The 21,160-nt window shown below is 72.7% G+C and carries 19 protein-coding genes; 12 read left to right on the top strand and 7 right to left on the bottom strand.

The window, feature by feature from the left end; translation table 11 throughout:
* Positions 1-14: 14 nt before the first annotated feature.
* A complete protein-coding gene (locus tag MQV74_RS41210) occupies positions 15-1,934 on the bottom strand; it encodes an aKG-HExxH-type peptide beta-hydroxylase (RefSeq protein WP_242720737.1) in 1,920 nt (639 codons plus the stop codon).
* A complete protein-coding gene (locus MQV74_RS23745; RefSeq protein ID WP_242720734.1) occupies positions 1,931-2,149 on the bottom strand; it encodes a hypothetical protein in 219 nt (72 codons plus the stop codon). The genes MQV74_RS41210 and MQV74_RS23745 overlap by 4 nt, the downstream gene beginning before the upstream one ends.
* A gap of 140 nt (positions 2,150-2,289) precedes the next feature.
* On the opposite strand from MQV74_RS23745, the gene MQV74_RS23740 reads away from it, so the two are divergent.
* From MQV74_RS23740 to MQV74_RS23720, 5 genes are all read left to right on the top strand, one after another.
* The gene (locus MQV74_RS23740) at positions 2,290-2,826 is read left to right on the top strand and encodes a GNAT family N-acetyltransferase (protein ID WP_242720731.1); all 537 of its coding nucleotides are present in this window, start codon (positions 2,290-2,292) and stop codon (positions 2,824-2,826) included.
* Between the two features lie 124 nt (positions 2,827-2,950).
* Entirely contained in the window at positions 2,951-3,286 is a 336-nt protein-coding gene (locus MQV74_RS23735) for a YnfA family protein (RefSeq protein ID WP_138966917.1), read from the top strand.
* A gap of 73 nt (positions 3,287-3,359) precedes the next feature.
* Complete coding sequence (locus tag MQV74_RS23730; protein WP_242720727.1) at positions 3,360-4,148, top strand: SDR family NAD(P)-dependent oxidoreductase; 789 nt, start codon at positions 3,360-3,362, stop codon at positions 4,146-4,148.
* Positions 4,145-4,354, top strand: a complete 210-nt coding sequence (locus MQV74_RS23725) for a hypothetical protein (RefSeq protein WP_242720724.1) — start codon at positions 4,145-4,147, stop codon at positions 4,352-4,354. Before MQV74_RS23730 ends, MQV74_RS23725 begins: the two co-directional genes overlap by 4 nt.
* A gap of 169 nt (positions 4,355-4,523) precedes the next feature.
* Positions 4,524-5,351 (top strand): hypothetical protein, encoded by an 828-nt coding sequence (locus MQV74_RS23720; RefSeq protein WP_242720721.1) that lies wholly within the window; start codon positions 4,524-4,526, stop codon positions 5,349-5,351.
* Between the two features lie 44 nt (positions 5,352-5,395).
* Here MQV74_RS23720 and MQV74_RS23715 read toward each other — a convergent pair whose 3' ends face one another.
* Complete coding sequence (locus MQV74_RS23715; RefSeq protein WP_242720718.1) at positions 5,396-6,589, bottom strand: RtcB family protein; 1,194 nt, start codon at positions 6,587-6,589, stop codon at positions 5,396-5,398.
* A gap of 192 nt (positions 6,590-6,781) precedes the next feature.
* Here MQV74_RS23715 and MQV74_RS23710 point away from each other — a divergent pair, with 192 nt between their 5' ends.
* Positions 6,782-7,693: a DUF3558 domain-containing protein gene (locus MQV74_RS23710; RefSeq protein WP_242720715.1), complete on the top strand. Its 912-nt coding sequence runs from the start codon at positions 6,782-6,784 to the stop codon at positions 7,691-7,693.
* Positions 7,694-7,828: 135 nt separating this feature from the next.
* Positions 7,829-8,722: a DUF3558 domain-containing protein gene (locus MQV74_RS23705; protein ID WP_242720713.1), complete on the top strand. Its 894-nt coding sequence runs from the start codon at positions 7,829-7,831 to the stop codon at positions 8,720-8,722.
* Positions 8,723-8,815: 93 nt separating this feature from the next.
* Here the strand turns inward: MQV74_RS23705 and MQV74_RS23700 are convergent, their stop codons facing one another.
* On the bottom strand, positions 8,816-9,739 hold the full coding sequence (locus MQV74_RS23700; RefSeq protein WP_242720710.1) for a trypsin-like serine peptidase: 924 nt from the start codon (positions 9,737-9,739) through the stop codon (positions 8,816-8,818).
* 226 nt (positions 9,740-9,965) lie between these two features.
* Between MQV74_RS23700 and MQV74_RS23695 the strand changes: the two genes are divergently transcribed.
* On the top strand, positions 9,966-11,480 hold the full coding sequence (locus tag MQV74_RS23695) for a DUF2637 domain-containing protein (RefSeq protein ID WP_242720707.1): 1,515 nt from the start codon (positions 9,966-9,968) through the stop codon (positions 11,478-11,480).
* Between the two features lie 377 nt (positions 11,481-11,857).
* Here the strand turns inward: MQV74_RS23695 and lysS are convergent, their stop codons facing one another.
* On the bottom strand, positions 11,858-13,624 hold the full coding sequence (gene lysS / locus MQV74_RS23690; protein WP_242729047.1) for a lysine--tRNA ligase: 1,767 nt from the start codon (positions 13,622-13,624) through the stop codon (positions 11,858-11,860).
* 226 nt (positions 13,625-13,850) lie between these two features.
* On the opposite strand from lysS, the gene argS reads away from it, so the two are divergent.
* Positions 13,851-15,608, top strand: coding sequence for an arginine--tRNA ligase (gene argS / locus MQV74_RS23685; protein WP_242720705.1), 1,758 nt, complete (start codon positions 13,851-13,853; stop codon positions 15,606-15,608).
* A 25-nt stretch (positions 15,609-15,633) separates the two neighbouring features.
* Here argS and MQV74_RS23680 read toward each other — a convergent pair whose 3' ends face one another.
* Positions 15,634-16,839 carry an aminotransferase-like domain-containing protein gene (locus MQV74_RS23680; protein WP_242720702.1) on the bottom strand — a complete coding sequence of 402 codons (1,206 nt, stop codon included), beginning with the start codon at positions 16,837-16,839 and terminating at the stop codon, positions 15,634-15,636.
* 119 nt (positions 16,840-16,958) lie between these two features.
* Positions 16,959-18,509: a helix-turn-helix domain-containing protein gene (locus tag MQV74_RS23675; RefSeq protein WP_242720700.1), complete on the bottom strand. Its 1,551-nt coding sequence runs from the start codon at positions 18,507-18,509 to the stop codon at positions 16,959-16,961.
* A gap of 206 nt (positions 18,510-18,715) precedes the next feature.
* Between MQV74_RS23675 and MQV74_RS23670 the strand changes: the two genes are divergently transcribed.
* The 3 genes from MQV74_RS23670 to MQV74_RS23660 all read left to right on the top strand — a co-directional run bounded on the left by MQV74_RS23670 (position 18,716) and on the right by MQV74_RS23660 (position 21,151).
* Positions 18,716-19,441, top strand: coding sequence for a DUF4232 domain-containing protein (locus MQV74_RS23670; RefSeq protein WP_242720698.1), 726 nt, complete (start codon positions 18,716-18,718; stop codon positions 19,439-19,441).
* An 86-nt stretch (positions 19,442-19,527) separates the two neighbouring features.
* The gene (locus MQV74_RS23665; RefSeq protein WP_278194202.1) at positions 19,528-20,061 is read left to right on the top strand and encodes a DUF4232 domain-containing protein; all 534 of its coding nucleotides are present in this window, start codon (positions 19,528-19,530) and stop codon (positions 20,059-20,061) included.
* Between the two features lie 199 nt (positions 20,062-20,260).
* A complete protein-coding gene (locus tag MQV74_RS23660; RefSeq protein WP_242720695.1) occupies positions 20,261-21,151 on the top strand; it encodes an NAD(P)-dependent oxidoreductase in 891 nt (296 codons plus the stop codon).
* Positions 21,152-21,160 lie beyond the last annotated feature (9 nt).

Below are 21,160 nucleotides of genomic sequence, written 5' to 3'. Positions count from 1 at the left end.
CTGCTGTCGCCGCTCTACTTGCTGTCGCCGCTCCACCCGCTGTCGCCGCTGTCCCCTCCGGGCGCGGCGACAGCGCCGCGCAGCCACTCCGCGAGCTCCAACGGGCCCGGCGGCGCCGCCCCTTCGGCCGCCGCCGCCCGGCGCACCGCCGCCACGGCCTCCGGGCGGCCGAGCAGCAGCTCCCCGGCCGCCGAGCGGCCCGGGTCCGCGAGCACCGCGCCGATCCACGCCTCCACGTCGCCCGGCGCCGCCTCGGCCCACGCCGCGTAACGGCGCGCGGCACCGTCGGCGTCCCCGGCCACCGCCGCGCACTCGGCACCGATCACCACGTCCCCCGCCGCGTCGGCCCTCCGCCAACGGCGGGCGAACTCGTCCGGCGTCCCCAGATGGAGCCGGACCACATGCCCGAAGGTGTCCGTACGGATCGCGTCCGGACGCGGCCGCAGACGCGACCCCGGCAGCGGCGGAGCCGCCTCGCCCGCCGCCTGCGCGGCGGCGGCCCGCCGCGCCACCGTCCCGTCGAACTCCAGGTGCCGCGCCCGCCACACGGCCCGCCGCAACGCGCAGTAGTGCGCGGCAAGACGCGCGGGCTCGGCCATGACGTCCTCCTTCACCCACCCCTCGGCCGCCGCCGCGATCTCCGCCACGAACAGCCGCCCCGCCGCGGTGAGTTCCGCACCCGCCAGCAGAGCGGCGGCGACCTCCCGCACCTGGTCCCGGAACACGGCGAACTCGAAGTCGGCACGCCGCGCCTCGTCCCCCGTGACGAACTCCCGGTGCAGCCGCCAGAAGCGCGTCACCCCCGCGAACGCGAACACCCCGTGCAACAGGCCGTGCACGGGCCGCGGATCGCTGCGCCAGGGCGCGTAGTGCAGCGGACGCCCCCCGCCCGCGCCCGGCTCCCGCACCAGCGGCACGAGGCTGAGCAGCGCGTTCAACTGCTGGTGGCGGGTCTCGTGCACCAGCGTGGCGGCCATCTGCGCCTCGTCGTACGGCAGCGACAGCGTGACCGCGCCGAAGGCGTCGGGCGAGGAGGAACTGGCCACCTGGCCGCGCGTGGACGCGGCGAAGGCCCGGGGCACCAGGACCCGCACCAGCGCCGCGAGCCGCACCGCGTCCGCCGGGGACTCGCGGGCCAGCAGGGCGCACGCACCGGCGACCCGCTCCCGCCACAGCCCGGACCGCCGCCCCGCCATCCGCACCGGAGCCCGCGGGGACACCACGAAGTCGCGGTACGGCGTCACCGTGTCGAAGCAGAGCGCGGCCCCCGGCTCATCGGACCAGGGCGCCGCGTCCCACAGCACCGGAAGCGGATGCCACCCCGGCGCGGACTCCCCCAGGTCCCGGGGCAGCCGCACCTCCCCGCCCTCCCCCCGTACGACCGCGCCGTGCGCGGACACCCGGACCTCGGCCCCGCTCCACCTGCGCGCCGACAGCGGCCCCACGGCCCCGGCGCCGGGCACCCACACGACGCCCCGGTGGGCCGGCACACCCACCACGGCGTCCCGCCCGGCACGCAGTGCCGCCGCCGCGGCCAGCGCGTACAGCTGGCCGACATCCGCCCACAGCGGCGCCGCCGAAGAAGCCGCCGAGGGCGCGGCACCCCGGCCGACGCCGCGCAGACGCCGCAGCAGCCGCATGGCCCAGGCCATCACCATGGGGTCCGCGAGGACCGCGTCGACCGCGCCCGGGTCACTGCGCTGCACGGCGGCGAGCAGGCGCCAGGCCGCCTCCGCCGACGCCACCGCGCCGACGCGGGGCGGCCGGGCCCGCGCCACGCCGCCGTGCTCGACCAGCGACCTCAGGACGAGCAGCAGGTGGCTGCGCTGGGCGGAGCGCAGCAGCCGCAGCTCCGGAGCCCGGGCGTCACCTGCGGCGATGGACCTCAACGACTCCTCGGGGAGCCGGTACAGGTCCAGCCGCCCGTCGGTCACCCCCGGCGCCTCGGCCGGTCCCCGCGCAGCAGTGCCATTTCCTCGCTGTTCTGCTCGTCCAGCGTGCCGGCGAACACGCTCGCCCGGCGCGCGGCGCGGTGCAGTGCCCGCCGCAGCACCGGATCGTCACCGGCGTGCAGCTCCGCCAAGGAGACCAAGGAGACCCCGGACAGATCGACCAAGTCGGAACAGAAGTCCTTCGCAGACTCCGCCATACCGTGGTTCCCCCTGACGTTACGGTTCCGCGACTCAGAATCCGCTTCCATGGTGGCTGCATTGGCACGCCAGCGGAAGACTGACGCTGGTCATCCCGTGCCAGGGCGGCGTTGTCAGACCCTCCCCCTACCGTGAGGACATGGAGCGCACACCCACCACGGCACAGCCGCCACCGGTTCGCCTCGTCCCTTACGGCGAGGGCGACTTCCCGCAGCTCGTCCTGCACAACACCCCCGCGATGACGGCGCACTTGGGCGGCCCCGAGCCGGAGGAGAAGCTCCGCGACCGCCACCACAGATATCTGCACCTGGGCGGCACCGGCCGGATGTTCAAGATCGTGACGGCGGACGCGGGAGAGGCCGCGGGCCTCGTCGGCTACTGGGAGGCGATCCACGCCGGGCAGACGATCTGGGAGACGGGCTGGGGCGTGCTGCCGGAGTTCCAGGGCCGGGGCCTCGCCATCACCGCCACCCTCCTGGCCGTCGAGGACGCCCGCGCGGCCCGCCGCCACGGCTCGCTGCACGCCTTCCCCGCCGCGACGAACGCCCCGTCCAACGCGGTCTGCCGCAAGGCGGGCTTCACCCTCGTGGGCACGGGCGACTTCGAGTACCCGAAGGGCCGCTGGAGCCGGTGCAACGACTGGGCACTGGACCTGACGGAGGCCCGGACCGGCTGAGGCCCGGGGAGGGACGGCGCGGCACGGGGCGGTGGCGGACCGGCCCACGCGACGACGCGGCACAGCCGCCGGGACCAGGGCCGCGGACCGGCCGACGCCGCGGCCCCGTGACACCCTGGGTGCCATGCTCGTCGCCCGCTCCGCCGCCCTCTTCGCCGTCGCCGCCCTCTTCGAGATCGGCGGCGCCTGGCTCGTCTGGCAAGGCGTGCGGGAGCACCGGGGCTGGGTGTGGATCGGCGCGGGCGTCCTCGCCCTCGGCCTCTACGGCTTCGTCGCGACGCTCCAGCCCGATGCCGAGTTCGGCCGCATCCTGGCGGCGTACGGCGGCGTCTTCGTGGCCGGGTCGCTCGCCTGGGGCGCGGTCGCGGACGGCTACCGGCCCGACCGGTGGGACGTCACCGGCGCCCTGGTGTGCCTCGCGGGCATGGCCCTGATCATGTACGCGCCGCGAGGCGAGTGAGACACCCCGCCTATCCTGGCTGCCGGAGCGAGAGAACGCCCGTACGAGCCCCGCACCCGAGGGAGCAGCCCCCATGCCGTCCACGCCGCACGCCGACACCCCCCGCAAGCCCGGCATCGCCGTCGTCACCGGCGCCAGCGGCGGCATCGGCGCCGCGACGGCGCGCGGCCTCGCCGAGGCCGGATACCGCGTCGTCCTGACGGCCCGCCGCAAGGACCGCGTCGAGGCGCTCGCGGCGGAGCTGACGGAGGCGGGCCACAGCGCGACGGCGTACGGCCTCGACGTCACCGACCGCGCGGCCGTCGACGCCTTCGCCACCGCCTTCCAGCGCATCGCCGTCCTGGTGAACAACGCGGGCGGCGCGCTCGGCGCCGACCCCGTCGCCACCGGCGACCCGGCCGACTGGCGGCAGATGTACGAGACGAACGTCATCGGCACCCTGAACGTCACCCAGGCCCTGCTGCCCGCCCTCACCGCGAGCGGCGACGGCACGGTGGTCGTCGTCTCCTCCACCGCGGGCCACGCCACGTACGAGGGCGGCGCGGGCTACGTGGCCGCCAAGCACGGCGCCCACGTCCTCGCCGAGACCCTCCGCCTGGAGATCGTCGGCACCCCCGTCCGCGTCATCGAGATCGCCCCCGGCATGGTCAGGACCGAGGGCTTCGCCCTCACCCGCTTCGGCGGCGACGCGGAGAAGGCCGCCAAGGTGTACGCGGGCGTGGCCGAGCCCCTGACCGCCGAGGACGTCGCCGACACGATCACCTGGGCGGTCACCCGCCCGCCGCACGTCAACGTCGACCTGCTGGTGGTCCGCCCCCGCGCCCAGGCCTCCAACACGAAGGTCCACCGGGAACAGCCGTGACCTACGCCGCCGACGACCCCGGCACCCCCGGCGGCTCCCCCGACTCCTCCGACCCCCTCGACCGCCTCCGCCACGAGCAGGAGTCCCGCCGCCTGGCCGAGGAGAAGAAGAACGAACGCATGGTGTGGTGGTACCTCGCGTACTTCCTCTTCGGCATCCACATCGTGGCCTTCGTCATGATCTACGCGGTCTCCCACGCGAAGTAGGGCCCCACCACCTCGAACGCGTTCACCTATCCAGGTGAACGCGTTCTATCGCCATTCCTCCGTGCTGTCCGGCCTGCCTAGGCTCAAGCCGACAACAGCACACAGACGGCCCCCGGCCGGGCGGCATCCCGAACCGAGGGCCTGACCAGACAGGAAGGCACCCTTCCTCATGGCTGCACACGAGCCTAGCGGTCACGACTTCATGGACCTCGAAGTCCCCGAGTACGCGTACATGTTCGGGTTCTTACAGATGGACGGACACCTGTCCTCACAGTCGCGGGACAGAGGACGCCTCAGCGTCGAGCTCAGCGCACGGGACATCGAGATACTGCGTGCGTTCCAGCGCTTGACCCCGTACAACAGCACCATTCGTCAACGCACCCGCGCGACGAACTTCACCGCAAGCCACACCTCCGCCACCTGGAGCCTGCACTCCCTGGAAGCCCGCAACAGGCTCACGGAGCTCGGCCTGCCGCACGGCAGCAAGTCCACGGTGATCGCACCACCGAGCGTGGCCTTCTCCCGTCGCGACTACGTCCGAGGCGTCGTCGACGCCGACGGCTCAGTCGGCCGTACGAGCCAAGGCTTGCCGTTCGTCGCGCTGACCACAGCGAGCACCGCGATCGCCACGTTCTTCTGTGACCACGCCCGCGAACTCACCGGCGCCGAACGCACCATCAAACGCAACACACGCGACGGGATCTACAACATCCTCTACGTCACGGAGACCGCGCAAGCACTCGTAGGGGACCTCTACTACCGGGACTGCCTCGCCCTGGAGCGCAAGCACGCCTCAGCCCTGTCGGTCGTGAACTGGCTGCGCCCGGAAGGTAGTCAGCCCAGGCCCGCGCGCATCCGCTGGACGCGCGACGAGGACAGGGCCCTGCTGGCCGCACCAACACTGGCCGCAGCCGCCACGGAGCTGGGCTACTCACAGAGCGCCTGCCAGGTGCGTCGCTGGAAACTGCGGAACGGAGCGGTCCCACTGCCTGACTGACAGCTCCGGGCGGGGCGGCCGCACAGGCCGCCCCGCCCGCCCCGTCAGCCCTTCACGCACACCACCTGCTTGAGCTTCGCCACCACCTCGACCAGGTCGGTCTGCTGGTTCATGACCTGTTCGATCGGCTTGTACGCAGCGGGGATCTCGTCCACGACGCCCGAGTCCTTGCGGCACTCCACGCCCCGCGTCTGCTCCTCCAGGTCCTGCGTGGAGAAGCGCTTCTTCGCGGCGTTCCGGCTCATCCTGCGGCCCGCGCCGTGCGAGGCCGAGTTGAACGACGCCTCGTTGCCGAGGCCCTTCACGATGTACGAGCCGGTGCCCATGGAGCCCGGGATGATGCCGTAGTCGCCGGAGCCCGCGCGGATCGCGCCCTTGCGGGTGACGAGCAGGTCCATGCCGTCGTACCGCTCCTCCGACACGTAGTTGTGGTGGCAGGAAATGACATCGCCGAAGGTGACCTTCGCCTTCTTGAACTCCCGGCGAATCACGTCCTGGGAGAGGGCCATCATGATCGCCCGGTTGTACTTCGCATACTCCTGCGCCCAGAAGAGGTCGTTGCGGTACGCAGCCATCTGCGGGGTGTCCGCCACGAAGACAGCCAGGTCACGGTCCACCAGACCCTGGTTGTGCGGCAAGTCGCGGGCTACCCCGATGTGATGGTCGGCCAGTTCCTTGCCGATGTTGCGGGAGCCGGAGTGGAGCATGACCCAAACCGAATTGTCCGAATCAAGGCACAATTCCCAAAAGTGGTTGCCCGAGCCAAGTGTCCCCATCTGTGCCATTGCGCGCCCCTGGCGGAACTTCACCGCGTCCGCCACCCCCTCGAACCGCCCCCAGAACCCGTCCCACCCCGCCGTGGCGAAGCCGTGGAAGCCCCCCGGGTCGACCGGGGAATCGTGCATCCCCCGGCCCACCGGAATCGCCTGCTCGATCTTCGAGCGGAGGCGGGACAGGTCGCCGGGGAGGTCGTTCGCGGTGAGGGACGTGCGGACGGCGGACATGCCGCAGCCGATGTCGACGCCGACCGCCGCCGGGCACACCGCGTCCTTCATGGCGATCACGGAGCCGACCGTCGCCCCCTTGCCGAAGTGGACGTCCGGCATGACGGCCAGACCCTTGATCCACGGCAGCGTGGCCACGTTCCGCAGCTGCTGCATCGCGACGTCCTCGACCGTGCTGGGGTCGGCCCACATCCGGATCGGCACCTGCGCGCCCGGAACCTCTACGTACGACATACCATCCTCATTCCCCCGGAACCAAAGCAAAAGCACTGGAGCGCAAATACCGGCGCCAAGGTCAACGAATGGGAAAACGGACCGGCGTCCACGGCAGCGCGTGCGATACACATTGTGTCCACCGGCCGCCCGCCGGCAGCAACCCAATAACCAGGCCGGACGGACCGGACAGGACCGAGAGGAGCCAGCACGGTGCAGCGGAGGAAGGTCTACGTACCGGGCGCCGCGGTCCTCCTCGTGGCGCTGCTCGCCGGCTGCACCGGCGGCTCGGGCCACGACGACGGCAGCGACGGCAAGTCCGGTGACGCGGGCGCTTCGACGACGGCCGCCGAGCCCGGCAGGTACCGCACCCTGCCCGAGCCCTGCGGCGCGGTCGACAGCTCGACGCTCGACGCGATGCTGCCCGGCATCGAGGAGATCGAGGACGCCGGCCGGCGCGAGAAGGCCTACGGGGGCTCCCCCACGGTCACGTACGACACCGACCGCCGCGTGGGCTGCCGCTGGAAGGTCGAGTCCCCCGACGCCACGCACCACCTGCTCGTCGACTTCGAGCGCGTCGTCTCGTACGACGGGGCCGTGAGCGACGACGCCCGCGCGCAGGAGGTCTACCGGACGAAGCTCCGCGAGGCGGACGTCCCGGAGCCGTCGGCCTCGGGGTCCGAGGAGGAGTCCCCGTCCCCGTCCGGATCCGAGGGGTCGGACGAGTCCGAGGGGCCGACGAAGCCCAAGGAGTCCGAGAAGTCCAAGGGGACCGAGGGGACCCAGGTCGCCGCCGAGGCGCAGGGCGGCGCGGTCGCCGAGGTCGGGAAGGGCGACGGGGCCGAGCCGGGGGACACCCCCGAGCCCGAGGCCACCCCCGAGGGCCTGGAGTCCCGCACCCTGGACGACCTGGGCGACGAGGCGTTCCTCGCGGACGTGCTCAGCACCGCCTCGTCGGCCAGCCGCCACCGGACCGTGACTGTGGTGTTCCGCACGTCGAACGTCGTCGTCACCGTCGAGTACGACGAGCAGCCCGCCCGCCGCACCGAGGTCCCGGACTCCAAGGAAATGCAGGACAACGCGCGCGAACTGGCCGAAAACCTCACCGACAGGTTCAACGGCTGACGGGTCCGGGAGGCCGGACCGGGCTCCCGGGAAGCCGGGTCGCCCGCGTCGCTCACCGCGTACGGTGGCCCAACGGACCCTGTGGTCCATGCGCACCCGGCACGGACGCCACGAGCGAACACGAGTGAAGGAACCATGCACCGACCCGCACAGCGACAGCGACAGCGACTCACCCGCGTTCTGGTGGGCGCGGCCGCCGCACCGGTGATCCTCTTCGCCGCCGCCTGCAGCGGCGACGACTCCGGCTCCGGCTCGGACGGCGGCAAGAAGGACTCCGCGGACAAGCCCTCCGCCTCGGCGTCGAAGGGCTCCGGCGGCGAGGCCGCGACCGTCGAGAAGGCCGCGTACGGCAAGCTTCCCGAGCCCTGCAAGACGCTCTCGAAGAAGACGCTCGACGGCCTCGTCCCGTCCGCCAAGGACAAGGCGGGCAAGACGGGCACGTCGGAGGACGTGTCGACGCGCGGCAACTGCACCTGGGAGAGCCTGGAGGACAACGGCGTCGACGGCTCCCAGTTCCGCTGGCTGCGGGTCTCCCTGAACCGCTTCGAGTCCGACCAGTCCCTGGGCAGCGGCGCCAAGCGCGCGCAGGCCAACTTCGCCAAGCAGGTCGCGGACGCGCAGGCGGTCAAGGGCGCGAAGAGCGTGAAGACCACTCCGGTGCCGGGCACGGGCGACCAGGCGACCCTGGTCAGCTACGACGTGACCAAGGGCAAGGAGACCTTCAAGCAGCAGACCCTGGTGACGCGCGTGGAGAACGCCGTCGTCACGGTCGACTACAACGGCGCGGGCCTCGCCGGCGACGAGCAGCCGAACGCCGCCGACCTCGGCAAGGCCACGCAGAAGGCCGCCAAGGAGGCCGCCGCGTCGGTCGTCGCGGCGAACAAGGCGGGCGGCGCGGCGACTTCGGACAAGCCGAAGGGCGACGCCGAGGACCCCGCCGACGACGGCGCGAAGAGCGACGCCAAGGACAAGCCGAAGGCCGGTGACGGCAAGGGCTCGGCCCTGGACGGCGCCAAGCACAAGAGCTAGCCCGCAGGCCGGTCGGCCCGGCAGACCGCCGAACAGCCACACAGACACGGAAGAGCCCGGCCGCGGCGCGCGGCCGGGCTTCCGGTTGTTCGGTCAGCGGCCCTGCGCCCGGTCGTAGACCTTCTTGGCCGTGGCCTTCCACACCTCTCCGTACATCTTGGTGGGGGTCAGCGAGTCCAGCGCGCTGTTGACCGAGACCAGGACGCCGCCCTTGCCCGTGGCGGTGTTGAATCCGGCCAGCCACGGGCCGCCGCTGGAGCCGCCGCTCATGTCGCAGGAGACGGCCTGCTGGCCGTGCTCCTTCTTGGCCGTACCGGTGCAGCGCAGGAGTTCCTCGCCGCGCTGCGGGCGGGTGGCGGAGTAGCCGAAGGCGGAGACGGTGCCGCCCACCGGGCGGTTGAAGGCGATGGCCTGGCCGCCCACGACGTCGGTGACCTTCTTGCCGTTCTCGCCGGCGTCGACGGTCAGCGCGGACATGTCGTTGACGGAGTCCTTCTCCCAGGTGCGCGGGGTCGCGGCCTGCCGGACGGCGAACGCCCCGTACGGCGTCCTGCCCTTGTGGTAGGCGGGGACGAACACCATGGCGGTGTTGGTGTTGTACGGCGACGAGCCCCGGCGCACGCAGTGGGCCGCGGTCATCACGGCGGAGCGGTTGGCGCTCTTGACGGCCGTGGCCGTGCACCAGGTGTCGGCGCCGCCCGCGTTGACGAAGAAGAGCCGCCCCACGGTCTTCAGCGCGGGGCCCCGCCACGGCTTGGCTTTCGGGCCCGTCGGGCCGAGGTCCACGGACTTCCCGACGGCCTTCATCCGGGCGGGCGTCCAGTAGGCGAGGGCGTCCTTGCGCTCCTTGGCGGTGTACTTCAGGACGGAGACCGGGTCGGCCGACGCGGCCGCGCCCTGTCCCGCGAGGGCCGTCGCCGAGGCCGGGACGGCGAGAACGAGGGCCGTACCGGCGACGGCGAGCCCCGTGGCCCGGCGCCGGAAGGTGCGGGTCCTGGCGGTGGCGGTCTCGGTCATGGCGGGGGTCTCCTCGGCTGGTGCGGGCGGCGGACGGGGGCTTTCCGTCCGTGCTGCAAGAGAGCGGAACTTCCCGTTCGGTTGGCGCTGTTGACGACCTGTGACACACGGGCCGAACGGCGTCCCACCGCCCGGGCCAGCGGTACCGGCTCACGCTCGGCCGCACACATGTGCCACGCTGTCGCTCGCAACAGCCGGAATAGGGAGGGGTTCGCGGGTGGCCGCGATGCAGCTGACACGCATGCACCGGATACTCATCGGGGTCGTCGTCTTCGGTGCGCTCGTCATCGCCGGTATCGGCTTCGCCGGTTCGTACGCGGCCGTGCGCGAGCTCGCCGAGAAGAAGGGCTTCGGCACCTTCTCCGTGGTGTTCCCCATCGGCATCGACGCGGGCATCTGTGTGCTCCTCGCGCTCGACCTGCTCCTCACCTGGATCCGCATCCCGTTCCCGCTGCTCCGCCAGACGGCGTGGCTCCTGACGGCGGCGACGATCGCGTTCAACGGCGCGGCGGCGTGGCCGGATCCGCTGGGCGTGGGCATGCACGCCGTGATCCCGGTGCTCTTCGTGGTGGCGGTGGAGGCCGCGCGGCACGCGGTCGGGCGGATCGCGGACATCACGGCCGACAAGCACATGGAGGGCGTGCGCATGACGCGCTGGCTGCTCTCCCCGCTGCCCACGTTCCTGCTGTGGCGCCGGATGAAGCTGTGGGAGCTGCGGAGTTACGACCAGGTCATCAAGCTGGAGCAGGAGCGGCTCGTCTACCAGGCGCGGCTGCGCTCCCGCTTCGGTCGCCGCTGGCGCACCAAGGCTCCGGTGGAGTCGCTGATGCCGCTGCGGCTCGCCCGTTACGGCGTGCCGCTGGCGGAGACCGCTCCGGCGGGGCTGGCCGCGGCGGGCATCGAGCCGGCCGTGCTGCCGCCCGCTCCCGTGCCCGCTGCCGTGCCCGTGGTCGCGCCGGTCGCCCCGCAGCCGGAGCTGGCCCCGGCGCCGGGCCCGGCGGCGCCCGTCTCCGCCCCTGCTCCTGCCGCTGAGCCCGAGCCCGAGCGGCCCGAGCAGGCCGTGGACCTCCAGAAGCCCCAGCGGCCCCAGCCGCCTCAGCAGTCCGAGGAGGCCGAGGAGCAGCAGGCGCCCGGGCAGCACGGCAGCCCGTGGTTCGCGGCGCCGCAGCAGCAGCGCCCCCAGGGCGAGGCGCCGCTCCCGTACGACCCGGAGGGGCCGTACGACGAGTGGTACGAGGAGCAGGCGGCGTACGAGGAGCCGCAGGCGTACGAGGCCTACGAGACGTTCGAGGACGCGCGGCCGTACGCGCGGCAGGTGCCGGTCGCCGCTGCGGAGGCGGCGGAGGCTCCGGACGCGCCCGAGTTCCGTGTCCCGTCGGGTCCCGGCCGCACCCGCCCGCTGGCGAACGGGCAGCTGATCCCGAACCCGCGCGCGGAGCACGCCGCCGAGGAGCCGCGGCCCGAGGCGGAGCCGGAGCCGCTGCCCGAGCCGGTCGAGGGCGGTCCGGGGCTGCCGGACGACATGACGCGCGAGGAGGCGTACTTCAACGCCTTCCGCAAGTACGTGAGCGAGATGGGGGACTATCCGAACGCCCGGCAGTTCAGCCTGTACCTGATGGACCTGTACGGGATCACGGGCCAGGCGGGCGGCCCCCTCGCGGAGAGCACGCTCCGCCCCTACCTGCGCGGCTTCCGGGACCGGTACCAGCAGGACCTCGACGCCGAGGAACACATCGCCTGACCGAGCGCGGCCAAACGGGTTCCCTCTCCCACCCACCCGCCCGCAACACCAGGCTCCGCCAGCCCGACCCCGACGCCCCGCGCCGCGACTGCGTGGTCAGCGGCCCCACCGCTACCGCGGCGGGATTTCCCCACCCACCCACCCGTCACACCAGGCGGCGCCACCCCACCCTCGCCCTCCCCGCTGTGGGCAATCGTCCCGCAGGGCGGGACGGGTGGGCACAGCCGCAGGCGCCGAGCAACCGTGTCACCGGGGCCCCGCCCCGCGGTGGGCGCAGCTGCCGAGCAACCGGGTCGCCTGGGCCCGGGCGTTACGGCTCGGCGGGGGCCACACCGCTCGCGCGCGGCGCGACCCCCGTTCAAGGCCCAGGGGCCAGGTCAGGCTCCGAGGAGCTTGCGCACCCGCTCCGCCCCCACCGCGAGCAGCAGCGTGGGCAGCCGCGGCCCGGTCTCCCGGGTGACCAGGAGGCGGTACAGGAGCGCGAAGAAGGAGCGCTGCGCCACCTTGATCTCCGGCGGCAGCTCCTTGGCCGTGGCATCGGCGGAGAACCCGGCCCGCACCTTCGGCACGCCGTACACGAGGTGCGTCAGACCGTCCAGGGACCAGTGCGAGTCCAGGCCCTCCAGGAGGAGCCGCAGCGACTCGCGGCCCTCGTCGTCCAGGGACGACAGGAGCTCCGCGTCGGGCTCGGCCCTGACGATCGTGCGGGCGTCGGCCGGAACCTGCGTGGTGATCCAGTTCTCGGCGCGGTCGAGCCGGGGCCGGACCTCGTCGAGGGAGGCGAGCGGCGCCGACGGGTCGAGGTCGCCCAGGATCCGCAGGGTCTGGTCCTCGGCCCCGGCGGTGATGTCGGCGACGGAGGCCAGCGTGCGGTAGGGCAGCGGACGCGGGGTCCGCGGCAGCTCGCCCGCGGCGGTGCGCACGGCGCGGGCGTGCGCGGCGGCGTCGGCGGGCAGCGCGCTGCCGTCGGCGACCTTGGCCTCCAGCTTGTCCCACTCGTCGTAGAGCCGCTGGATCTCCTGGTCGAAGGCGATCTTGAAGGACTGGTTGGGCTTGCGGCGCGCGTACAGCCAGCGGAGCAGCGGCGCTTCCATGATCTTCAGCGCGTCGGCGGGCGTGGGCACGCCGCCGCGCGACGAGGACATCTTGGCCATGCCGCTGATGCCGACGAAGGCGTACATGGGGCCGATGGGCTGCACGCCGTCGAAGATCTGCCGGACGATCTGTCCGCCGACGACGAACGAGGAGCCGGGGGACGAGTGGTCCACGCCGCTCGGCTCGAAGACCACGCCCTCGTAGGCCCAGCGCATGGGCCAGTCGACCTTCCAGACGAGCTTGCCGCGGTTGAACTCGCTCAGCAGGACGGTCTCGTCGAAGCCGCACGCGGTGCAGACGTAGGCCAGCTCGGTGGTCCCGTCGTCGTACGAGGTGACGGTGGTGAGGTCCTTCTCGCAGCGGCCGCAGTACGGCTTGTACGGGAAGTACCCGGCGGAGCCGCCGCTGCCGTCGTCCTCAGCGGCGGCGCCGGAGCCCTCCGCGGCCTCCAGCTCGGCCTCGTCGACGGGCTTCTGGGCCTGCTTCTTGCCCTTGGCGGGGTCCTTCTTCGTGCGGTACTGGTCGAGGATCGCGTCGATGTCGGCGCGGTGCCGCATCGCGTGCAGGACCTGCTCGCGGTAGGCGCCCGAGGTGTACTGCTCGGTCTGGCTGATCCCGTCGAACTCGACGCCGAGCTCGCGCAGGGAGGCGATCATCGCGGACTTGAAGTGCTCGGCCCAGTTCGGGTGGGCGGACCCGGCGGGGGCGGGCACCGAGGTCAGCGGCTTGCCGATGTGCTCGGCCCAGGACTCGTCGATGCCGGGGACACCGGCCGGGACCTTGCGGTAGCGGTCGTAGTCGTCCCAGGAGATCAGGTGGCGGACCGTGTGGCCGCGGCGGCGGATCTCGTCGGCGACCAGGTGCGGGGTCATGACCTCGCGCAGGTTGCCCAGGTGGATGGGGCCGGAGGGGGACAGGCCCGAGGCCACCACGATCACCGGTGCGGCGGTGGCGGATTTCGCGCCCGCGGCACGACGCTCCGACTCGGCGATGACCTCGTCCGCGTAGCGGGAGACCCAGTCGGTGGTATCGGTGCTCTGAGCCACGATCGGCGCCCTTCTTTTCCTGCCTCGATGCCGGTACGTACGGGCGTACCGCTGGACCGCACCATTCTCCCAGGTCGCCCCGCGAGCGCGAAAACGCCTTTCCGTTCCGCCCGCCGACCTGCGGTGGAGCACGGGCGTGCGGGCCCGTCGCGACCGCGAAATCCGTTGGACGCCCCGTGGGATACTGACCAGGTCTACCCACACCCTCGAGGAGAACGGCACCCACTCCATGGCCTCGGTCCAGTCCCTCACCGCCTCCGTCCACCAGCGCCTCGCGGACGCCCTCTCGGCAGCCCTGCCGGAGGCCGCCCCCGCCGACCCGCTGCTGCGACGCAGTGACAGGGCCGACTTCCAGGCCAACGGGATCCTCGCGCTCGCCAAGAAGCAGAAGGCCAACCCGCGCGACCTCGCGACGCGGGTCGTCGAGTCGATCGACGCCCCGGAGCTCCTGAAGGACGTCGAGGTCTCCGGCCCCGGCTTCCTGAACATCACGGTCACGGACCGGGCGATCACCGAGACGCTCGCGGCCCGCGCGGCCGACGGCGACCGCCTCGGCGTGCCCCTGAAGGCCGAGCCCGGCACCACGGTCATCGACTACGCCCAGCCGAACGTGGCGAAGGAGATGCACGTCGGCCACCTGCGCTCGGCGGTCATCGGTGACGCGCTGCGCGGCATGCTCGACTTCACCGGCGAGAAGACGATCGGCCGGCACCACATCGGCGACTGGGGCACCCAGTTCGGCATGCTCATCCAGTACCTGATCGAGAACCCGGACCAGCTGTCCGCGGAGACCGACACGGACGGCCAGCAGGCCATGTCGAACCTGAACCGGGTCTACAAGGCCTCGCGCGCGGTCTTCGACGCCGACGAGGACTTCAAGGAGCGGGCCCGCAAGCGGGTCGTCGCCCTCCAGTCCGGCGACAAGGAGACCCTGGAGCTGTGGCAGCGGTTCGTCGACGAGTCGAAGGTCTACTTCTACTCGGTCTTCGAGAAGCTGGACATGGAGGTCCGCGACGAGGAGATCGTCGGCGAGTCCGCGTACAACGACCTGATGCCCGAGACCGCCCGCCTCCTGGAGGAGTCCGGCGTCGCGGTCCGGTCGGAGGGCGCGCTCGTCGTCTTCTTCGACGACATCAAGGGCAAGGACGACAAGCCGGTCCCGCTGATCGTGCAGAAGGCCGACGGCGGCTTCGGCTACGCGGCCTCCGACCTGTCCGCGATCCGCAACCGCGTCTTCGACCTCGACGCGACGACGCTCCTGTACGTGGTGGACGTGCGGCAGTCGCTGCACTTCAAGATGGTCTTCGAGACGGCCCGGCGCATGGGCTGGCTGAACGACGACGTCACCGCGCACAACATGGGCTACGGCACGGTGCTCGGCGCGGACGGCAAGCCGTTCAAGACGCGTGCGGGCGAGACCGTGCGCCTGGAGGACCTCCTGGACGAGGCGGTGCAGCGCGCCGCCGAGGTCGTGCGCGAGAAGGCACGGGACCTCACCGAGGACGAGATCCAGGAGCGGGCCGCGCAGGTCGGCGTCGGCGCGGTGAAGTACGCGGACCTGTCCACGTCGCCGAGCCGCGACTACAAGTTCGACCTGGACCAGATGGTGTCGCTCAACGGCGACACGTCCGTCTACCTCCAGTACGCGTACGCCCGCATCCAGTCGATCCTGCGCAAGGCGGGCGACACCACGCCGGCCGCGCACGCGGAGCTTGAGCTGGCCCCGGCGGAGCGCGCCCTCGGCCTGCACCTGGACGCGTTCGGCGACACGGTCTACGAGGCCGCCGCCGAGTACGCCCCGCACAAGCTGGCGGCCTACCTCTACCAGCTGGCGTCCCTGTACACGACGTTCTACGACAAGTGCCCGGTCCTGAAGGCGGACACCCCGGCCCAGGTCGAGAACCGCCTGTTCCTCTGCGCCCTGACGGCCCGCACCCTCCACCAGGGCATGGCCCTCCTGGGCATCAGGACGCCCGAGCGGCTGTGACGGTCGACTCCGGGCCGGGCACCCGTCAGGCGAGCCCCGCCCGGAGTCTGCGCAGGCCCTCGGTGATCTCGTCGGGGGTCTGGGTGACGAAGCACAGGCGGAGGGTGGCGGGGTCCGGGGTGCCCGCGTAGAAGGGGGCCCCGGGGACGTAGGCCACGTCGTGGGTGATGACCTCGCGGAGGCGGGCCGTCGCGTCGTGGCCCGAGGGCAGGCGGGCCCACAGGAACATGCCGCCCTCGGGGCGGTTCCACGTGGATCCTTCGGGGAGCGCGGCCGCCAGGCCCGCGAGCATCGCGTCCCGCCGCTCCCGGTAGGCCCCGGCGACCTTCGCCACGTGGGCGTCCAGGTCGTAGCGCTCCAAGTACCAGGCGGCGGCGAGCTGGTTGACGGTGGGCGTGTGCAGGTCGGCGGCCTGCTTGGCGATGGCGCAGGCACGTCGCAGCGCGGCGGGGGCCCGCAGCCAGCCGAGCCGGAGGCCGGGCGCCATCACCTTCGAGAAGCTGCCGAGCAGCGCGGTCCGGTCCTCGGCCCCGGCGTGGGCGGCGATCCACGGCACGCGCTCGCCCTCGAACCGCAGCTCCCCGTAGGGGTCGTCCTCGACGATCCAGAGGCCGCGCCGACCGGCCACGGCGGCGACGGCGGCGCGCCGCCGGGCGGACAGGGTGCGCCCGGTCGGGTTCTGGAACGTGGGCACGGTGTACAGGAGTTTGGGCCGGTGCTCGGCGATCAGTGACTCCAGGGCGCCGGGGTCGATGCCCTGCTCGTCGCCGGGCACGGCGACGACGCGCGCGCCCGCGAAGGCGAACACCTGGAGTGCCGCGAGGTAGCAGGGGTTCTCGACGAGCACGGTGTCCCCGGGCTCGACGAGCGCCGTGGCGAGCAGCGAGAGGGCCTGCTGGGAGCCGGTGGTGACGAGGATGTCGTCGGCGTCGGTGGCGAGCCCGCCGTCGGTGTACCGCCCGGCTATGCGGGCCCGCAGCGCGGGCTCCCCCTCGGTCGTCGAGTACTGGAGCGCCTGCCCGGGCCGGGTGGTGAGGACGGCCTGGTAGGCGGCGGCGACGCCCTCGCTGTCGAAGAACTCGGGCGCGGGCAGACCGCCCGCGAAGTTGATGACCTCAGGGCGTGCGGTGACCGCGAGGATGTCCCGTACGGGCGAGCCGCCGACGGCGGCGGCGCGGGCCGCGAGGGCCGGAACGGGGGCGGTACTGGGCGCGGATGCGGTGGCGGTCATCGTCTGCTCCTTCGGTTGCCGAGCAGCCTAGGCCGCTGGGTGGCCCTTACAGGAGTCGTTTCTCGCGATGCGGACGCGCGCGCCCCGGGCGGGCCCGGTCCCGCCCGGCCCCGCCGCCGCTAGTCGCCCTCCCAGTCGTACCCGTCCTCGCCGTTGGGGCGGCGCCACGCCTTCACCCACTCCTTGTCGTCGAGGGTGTAGCCGTAGATGCGGTTCTTCGCGGAGCCGCTCGTGCGGAACGGCTTGCCCTCGTCGTCGATGACGACCGTGCCGTGCCGGGAGCCGCTGGACCACTCCAGCTCCAGGTACCAGCGCACGTAGCGGGTCTTGCTGGTGGCGAAGACGTAGAAGGTCTCGGGGTCGTTCTCGCTGACCTTGTACGGGAACGCGTCGCCCTGGGAGACGAGGGCGGCCTGTCCCCTGTCGAGCTGCACGTCGAAGGAGTGCTTGGGGACGCCGCTGCCGCAGCCCACGCCGAGGTAGCCCATGAGGTACATGTTCCGGGCGAGCGGTTCGCTCTTGCCGACGACGCGGACGTTCAGGGACTCCAGGACGACGGTCTCCTTGCCGGTCCCCTGGACGGTGAACTTCACGTCGTGCCGCTCGGCGGAGACCCCGTCGAACGCGGACACCCAGCCCGTGGCGTCCTGCGAGGTGGGCGGCGCGGGCAGCCGGCTCGGCGCGCGGCTGATGAGGTACGGGCGCCCGCAGTCGGACTGCCAGTACTGCGGGTTGGTGGACACGGTGACGGGGGCGCGGGCCGAGGCGGTGCCGGGCGCCTCGCCTCCGGCGCCGGAGGAGCGGTCTTCGCTGCCTTCCCCGCCGCCCTTGGGGGCGCCCTTCGGGCCGCCGCCGTCCTTCTTGTCCACGTCCTTCTCGGGGGGCTTGGCCGAGGAGGTGACGGAGGGCCTGCCGGACGGCTCCTTCCTGTCCGGCGTGCCGGACGGGGAACGCTCGGCCCCGGGGCGGGGGCCTTCGTCCGCGGCGGCGTTCCTGCCGTTGCCGCCGGAGCTGCCCGACGCCGAGTGCACGGCGAGGGCGGTGCCACCGATGGCGAGCACGACGCCGACGGCGGCGAGGACCCCGAGCCGCTGTCGCTTGCCGCGCGGGAGGCGGGGGGTCCTGCGGGGGCGGGGCCGGGGGTGGCGCCGCAGTTCGATCTCCGGTTCCGGCTCCCGGCCGGGTCCGGGAGCCGGCTCCGCTTCCGGGTCCTGTACCTGTTCCTGCTTCTGTTCCTGCTTCTGTTCCTGGACGGCTTCCGGTTCCGGCCGGGGCGCGGGTGCGTCGACGACGCTCGCGTGCTCCGGCTCCGGCTCCGGCTCGGGGTCCGGTGCGCCCTGGGTGGTCGCGGCGGACTCCGGGGCTGCCACGGGCTCGGGGGCCGCCGCGGCCCCGGAAGGCGCCGAGGGCGCCACCGGCTCCGCCTTACGCCCGCGCGTCGCGTCGGCGACGATCCACCTGCGGTGGACCTCCACCAGCTCCTCCGGAGTGGCCTTGCACAGCCGGGCGAGGCGCTCGACCGGGGCGAACTCCGTGGGCACGGCGGTGCCGTTCACATAGCGGTGGAGCGTCGACGTGCTGACGTGCAGTCTCTTGGCGAGGGCTCCGTAGCTGAGCCCGGACCGCCCCTTCAGTTCTCGCAACAGCTCCGCGAGATCGCCCGCCCCCACGTGTTCTCCTTCCCGTGCCACCGTTCCAGGCGACACCTATTCCCCCAGCTCAGGGCCGGTACGAACATTCCAGCGTCCCGAACGCCGCGGTGAGGCTAACGGCTGGGACGAAACCCCGCACAAGCTGTTGGTCATCCAAGCACGCCGCTCGCCACGGCCCGGCCGAGCGGCACGCGTCTACCCCGTCACACGAGAAGAGACCAGCCATGCGTGCGCCCGTCCGACGTCCCCGTACCCGCTTGCTCGCCGCCGCGACGATCGCGGTCGCCGCGCTCTCGCTGACGGCGTGCGACGACGAAGACGGCACCCGGGACGAGGGCGCCGCGAAGTCCACGCAGTCCTCCACGGGCGGCTCGTCACAGGAGTCCGACGGAGCACAGCAGCCCGACAGGACTGACGACGGTTCAGAGGCCGACGGTTCCGGTGGGAGCGGCGGAAGCAAGGGCTCCGGCGGCTCCTCCGGGAGCGGCAAGGGCACGTCCGGCGCGTCCGGCGGCACGGAGTCCGACCCGTACGACCCGGCGAACCGCGTGCCCTGCTCCGCCGCCAACACCTCGATCACCGCGACCCCGGTGCAGCGCCCCCTCAACTACATGCTCATCACGGTCACCAACACCGGCTCCAAGATGTGCGACCTGAAGGGCTACCCGCGGCTCAAGTTCGAGAACGCGCAGTCCGTCCCGCCGGTCATGGAGAACACCAAGCCGCAGGCCGTCACCTCGCTCAAGCCGGGCGCCAAGGGCTACGCCGGGGCGATCCTGTCCGCCGGGGACGGCAGCGGCGGCGAGGGCTACACCGCGCAGAGCCTGGAGGTCGGCTTCGAGGGCAGCGACCGGATGGCCGAGGCCGCGCTCCAGGCGAAGGGCGTCCACGTGGACGACAAGCTGCGCGTCACGTACTGGCTGACCAGCTCGACCGACGCGCTCAACTGACCACCTCCCGCGTCCGGCCGCCCGGCCGGACCGCACCCACCGCACCCACCGCACCCACCGAACTCGCGAAAGAGACGGACCCGACCATGCGCACCAACCGCCGCACCGCCGCCGCCCTCGTCACCCTGACCGCCGCGCTCTCCCTGACCACCCTCGCCGGGACGGCGGCGACGGCCGCCGCGCCCGCCAAGTCCGCCGCGCCGGTCGCCTGCTCCGCCGCCACCACCAAGGTCACCGTCAAGGAGGTCCAGCGCCCGATCAACCACCTGCTGCTGACCGCCAAGAACACGGGCACCAAGACCTGCTACGCGTACAACGCCCCGTACCTGCGCTTCGACGACGCGCAGTCCGCCACCCACGTCCTCCGGGACAGCGTCCCGCAGGCGGTCGTCACGCTGAAGCCGGGCCAGTCGGCGTACGCGGGCATCGGCACCTCGTCGCCGGAGGGCGAGGACGGCTACGACGCCAAGAAGCTCGGCGTCCTCTTCTCCAACCGCGCGGCGAACGGCAGCGTGGGCACCACGGCGCACCCCAAGCTCCCGGGCGGCAGCGTGTACGTGGACAGCTCCGCCTTCGTCACCTACTGGCAGTCGACGGCCGCGGACGCCCTTTACTGGTAGCCCCCTACCGGTAAGTCCGCGGGACCCGTACGACTCGCCCCGGCCGCGCCCGCGCACCTCCCCCTGGTGCGCGGGCGCGGCACCTTCACTGACCAAAGCGTAAGTACGCACTAAAAAGTCGGTACTTGTCCGAAGGATCGTGGGGCCGGAGGATCGAGGCATCACCTCGATCCCCCCTTTCTCCCTCCAAGGAGCACCCATGCCCTCCGCGTCCTCCGCGTCCGCCAAGCCGCCCGTGTCCGTCCTCGGTCTCGGCAACATGGGCAGCGCCCTGGCGGCCGCCCTGCTCAGGGCGGGCCACCCCACCACCGTCTGGAACCGTACGGCCGCGAAGACGGGCCCCCTCGCGGCCCAGGGCGCGACCCCCGCCGAGACGCCCCTGGCCGCGGTCGCCGCCGGCCCGCTGGTGATCGCCTGCCTCACGCTCAACGACCACGTCCGGGACGTCTTCGAGCCGCTCACCGAGGAGCTGCGCGGCAAGACCCTGGTGAACACCACGAACGGCACCCCGGCGCAGGCCCGCGAGCTCGCCGCCTGGGCGGCGAAGCACGACATCGCGTACGTCGACGCCGGGATCATGGCGATCCCCCCGATGATCGCGACGCCGGGCGCCTACATCCTCTACAGCGGCGACGAGAAGGCGTTCCAGGAGCACCGCGAGACGCTGGCCGCGATGGCCGACACCAAGTGGGTCGGCCAGGACGCGGGCCTCGCCGCGCTGTGGGACCTGTCGCTGCTCACCGGCATGTACGGGATGATCCAGGGCGTGGCGCAGGCGTTCGCCCTGACGGGCCGGGCGGGCGTGCCGCCGCAGGAGTTCGCGCCGCTCCTGGCCGACTGGATCGTCGCGATGACCCGGGGCATCGTGCCCGGCACCGCGGCCGCCCTGGAGTCGGGGCAGCACCTGACGGACGTGTCCAGCCTGGAGGTGAACCAGGCGGCGTTCCCGAACCTCCTCGCGGCCTTCGCGGAGGCGGGCGTCAGCGACGAGCTCTTCGCAGGTGTGCAGCCCCTGCTCGACCGCGCGGTGGCGCAGGGCCACGGCGCGGACGGCCTGTCCCGGCTCGCCGAACTCCTCCAGCGGGGCTAGGCGTTCGCC

This window comes from Streptomyces sp. AN091965, from assembly GCF_022698285.1.
Lineage (GTDB): Bacteria > Actinomycetota > Actinomycetes > Streptomycetales > Streptomycetaceae > Streptomyces.
This window is presented reverse-complemented; position numbering and strand designations above follow the sequence as displayed.

What these genes read in the sequence shown, in the direction of transcription:
- MQV74_RS23745 (WP_242720734.1), bottom strand. Translation starts at nt 2,149, where the DNA reads ATGGCGGAGTCTGCGAAGGACTTCTGTTCCGACTTGGTCGATCTGTCC.
- MQV74_RS23740 (WP_242720731.1), top strand. Translation starts at nt 2,290, where the DNA reads ATGGAGCGCACACCCACCACGGCACAGCCGCCACCGGTTCGCCTCGTC.
- MQV74_RS23735 (WP_138966917.1), top strand. Translation starts at nt 2,951, where the DNA reads ATGCTCGTCGCCCGCTCCGCCGCCCTCTTCGCCGTCGCCGCCCTCTTC.
- MQV74_RS23730 (WP_242720727.1), top strand. Translation starts at nt 3,360, where the DNA reads ATGCCGTCCACGCCGCACGCCGACACCCCCCGCAAGCCCGGCATCGCC.
- MQV74_RS23720 (WP_242720721.1), top strand. Translation starts at nt 4,524, where the DNA reads ATGGCTGCACACGAGCCTAGCGGTCACGACTTCATGGACCTCGAAGTC.
- MQV74_RS23715 (WP_242720718.1), bottom strand. Translation starts at nt 6,589, where the DNA reads ATGTCGTACGTAGAGGTTCCGGGCGCGCAGGTGCCGATCCGGATGTGG.
- MQV74_RS23705 (WP_242720713.1), top strand. Translation starts at nt 7,829, where the DNA reads ATGCACCGACCCGCACAGCGACAGCGACAGCGACTCACCCGCGTTCTG.
- MQV74_RS23700 (WP_242720710.1), bottom strand. Translation starts at nt 9,739, where the DNA reads ATGACCGAGACCGCCACCGCCAGGACCCGCACCTTCCGGCGCCGGGCC.
- MQV74_RS23695 (WP_242720707.1), top strand. Translation starts at nt 9,966, where the DNA reads ATGCAGCTGACACGCATGCACCGGATACTCATCGGGGTCGTCGTCTTC.
- argS (WP_242720705.1), top strand. Translation starts at nt 13,851, where the DNA reads ATGGCCTCGGTCCAGTCCCTCACCGCCTCCGTCCACCAGCGCCTCGCG.
- MQV74_RS23680 (WP_242720702.1), bottom strand. Translation starts at nt 16,839, where the DNA reads ATGACCGCCACCGCATCCGCGCCCAGTACCGCCCCCGTTCCGGCCCTC.
- MQV74_RS23670 (WP_242720698.1), top strand. Translation starts at nt 18,716, where the DNA reads ATGCGTGCGCCCGTCCGACGTCCCCGTACCCGCTTGCTCGCCGCCGCG.
- MQV74_RS23665 (WP_278194202.1), top strand. Translation starts at nt 19,528, where the DNA reads ATGCGCACCAACCGCCGCACCGCCGCCGCCCTCGTCACCCTGACCGCC.
- MQV74_RS23660 (WP_242720695.1), top strand. Translation starts at nt 20,261, where the DNA reads ATGCCCTCCGCGTCCTCCGCGTCCGCCAAGCCGCCCGTGTCCGTCCTC.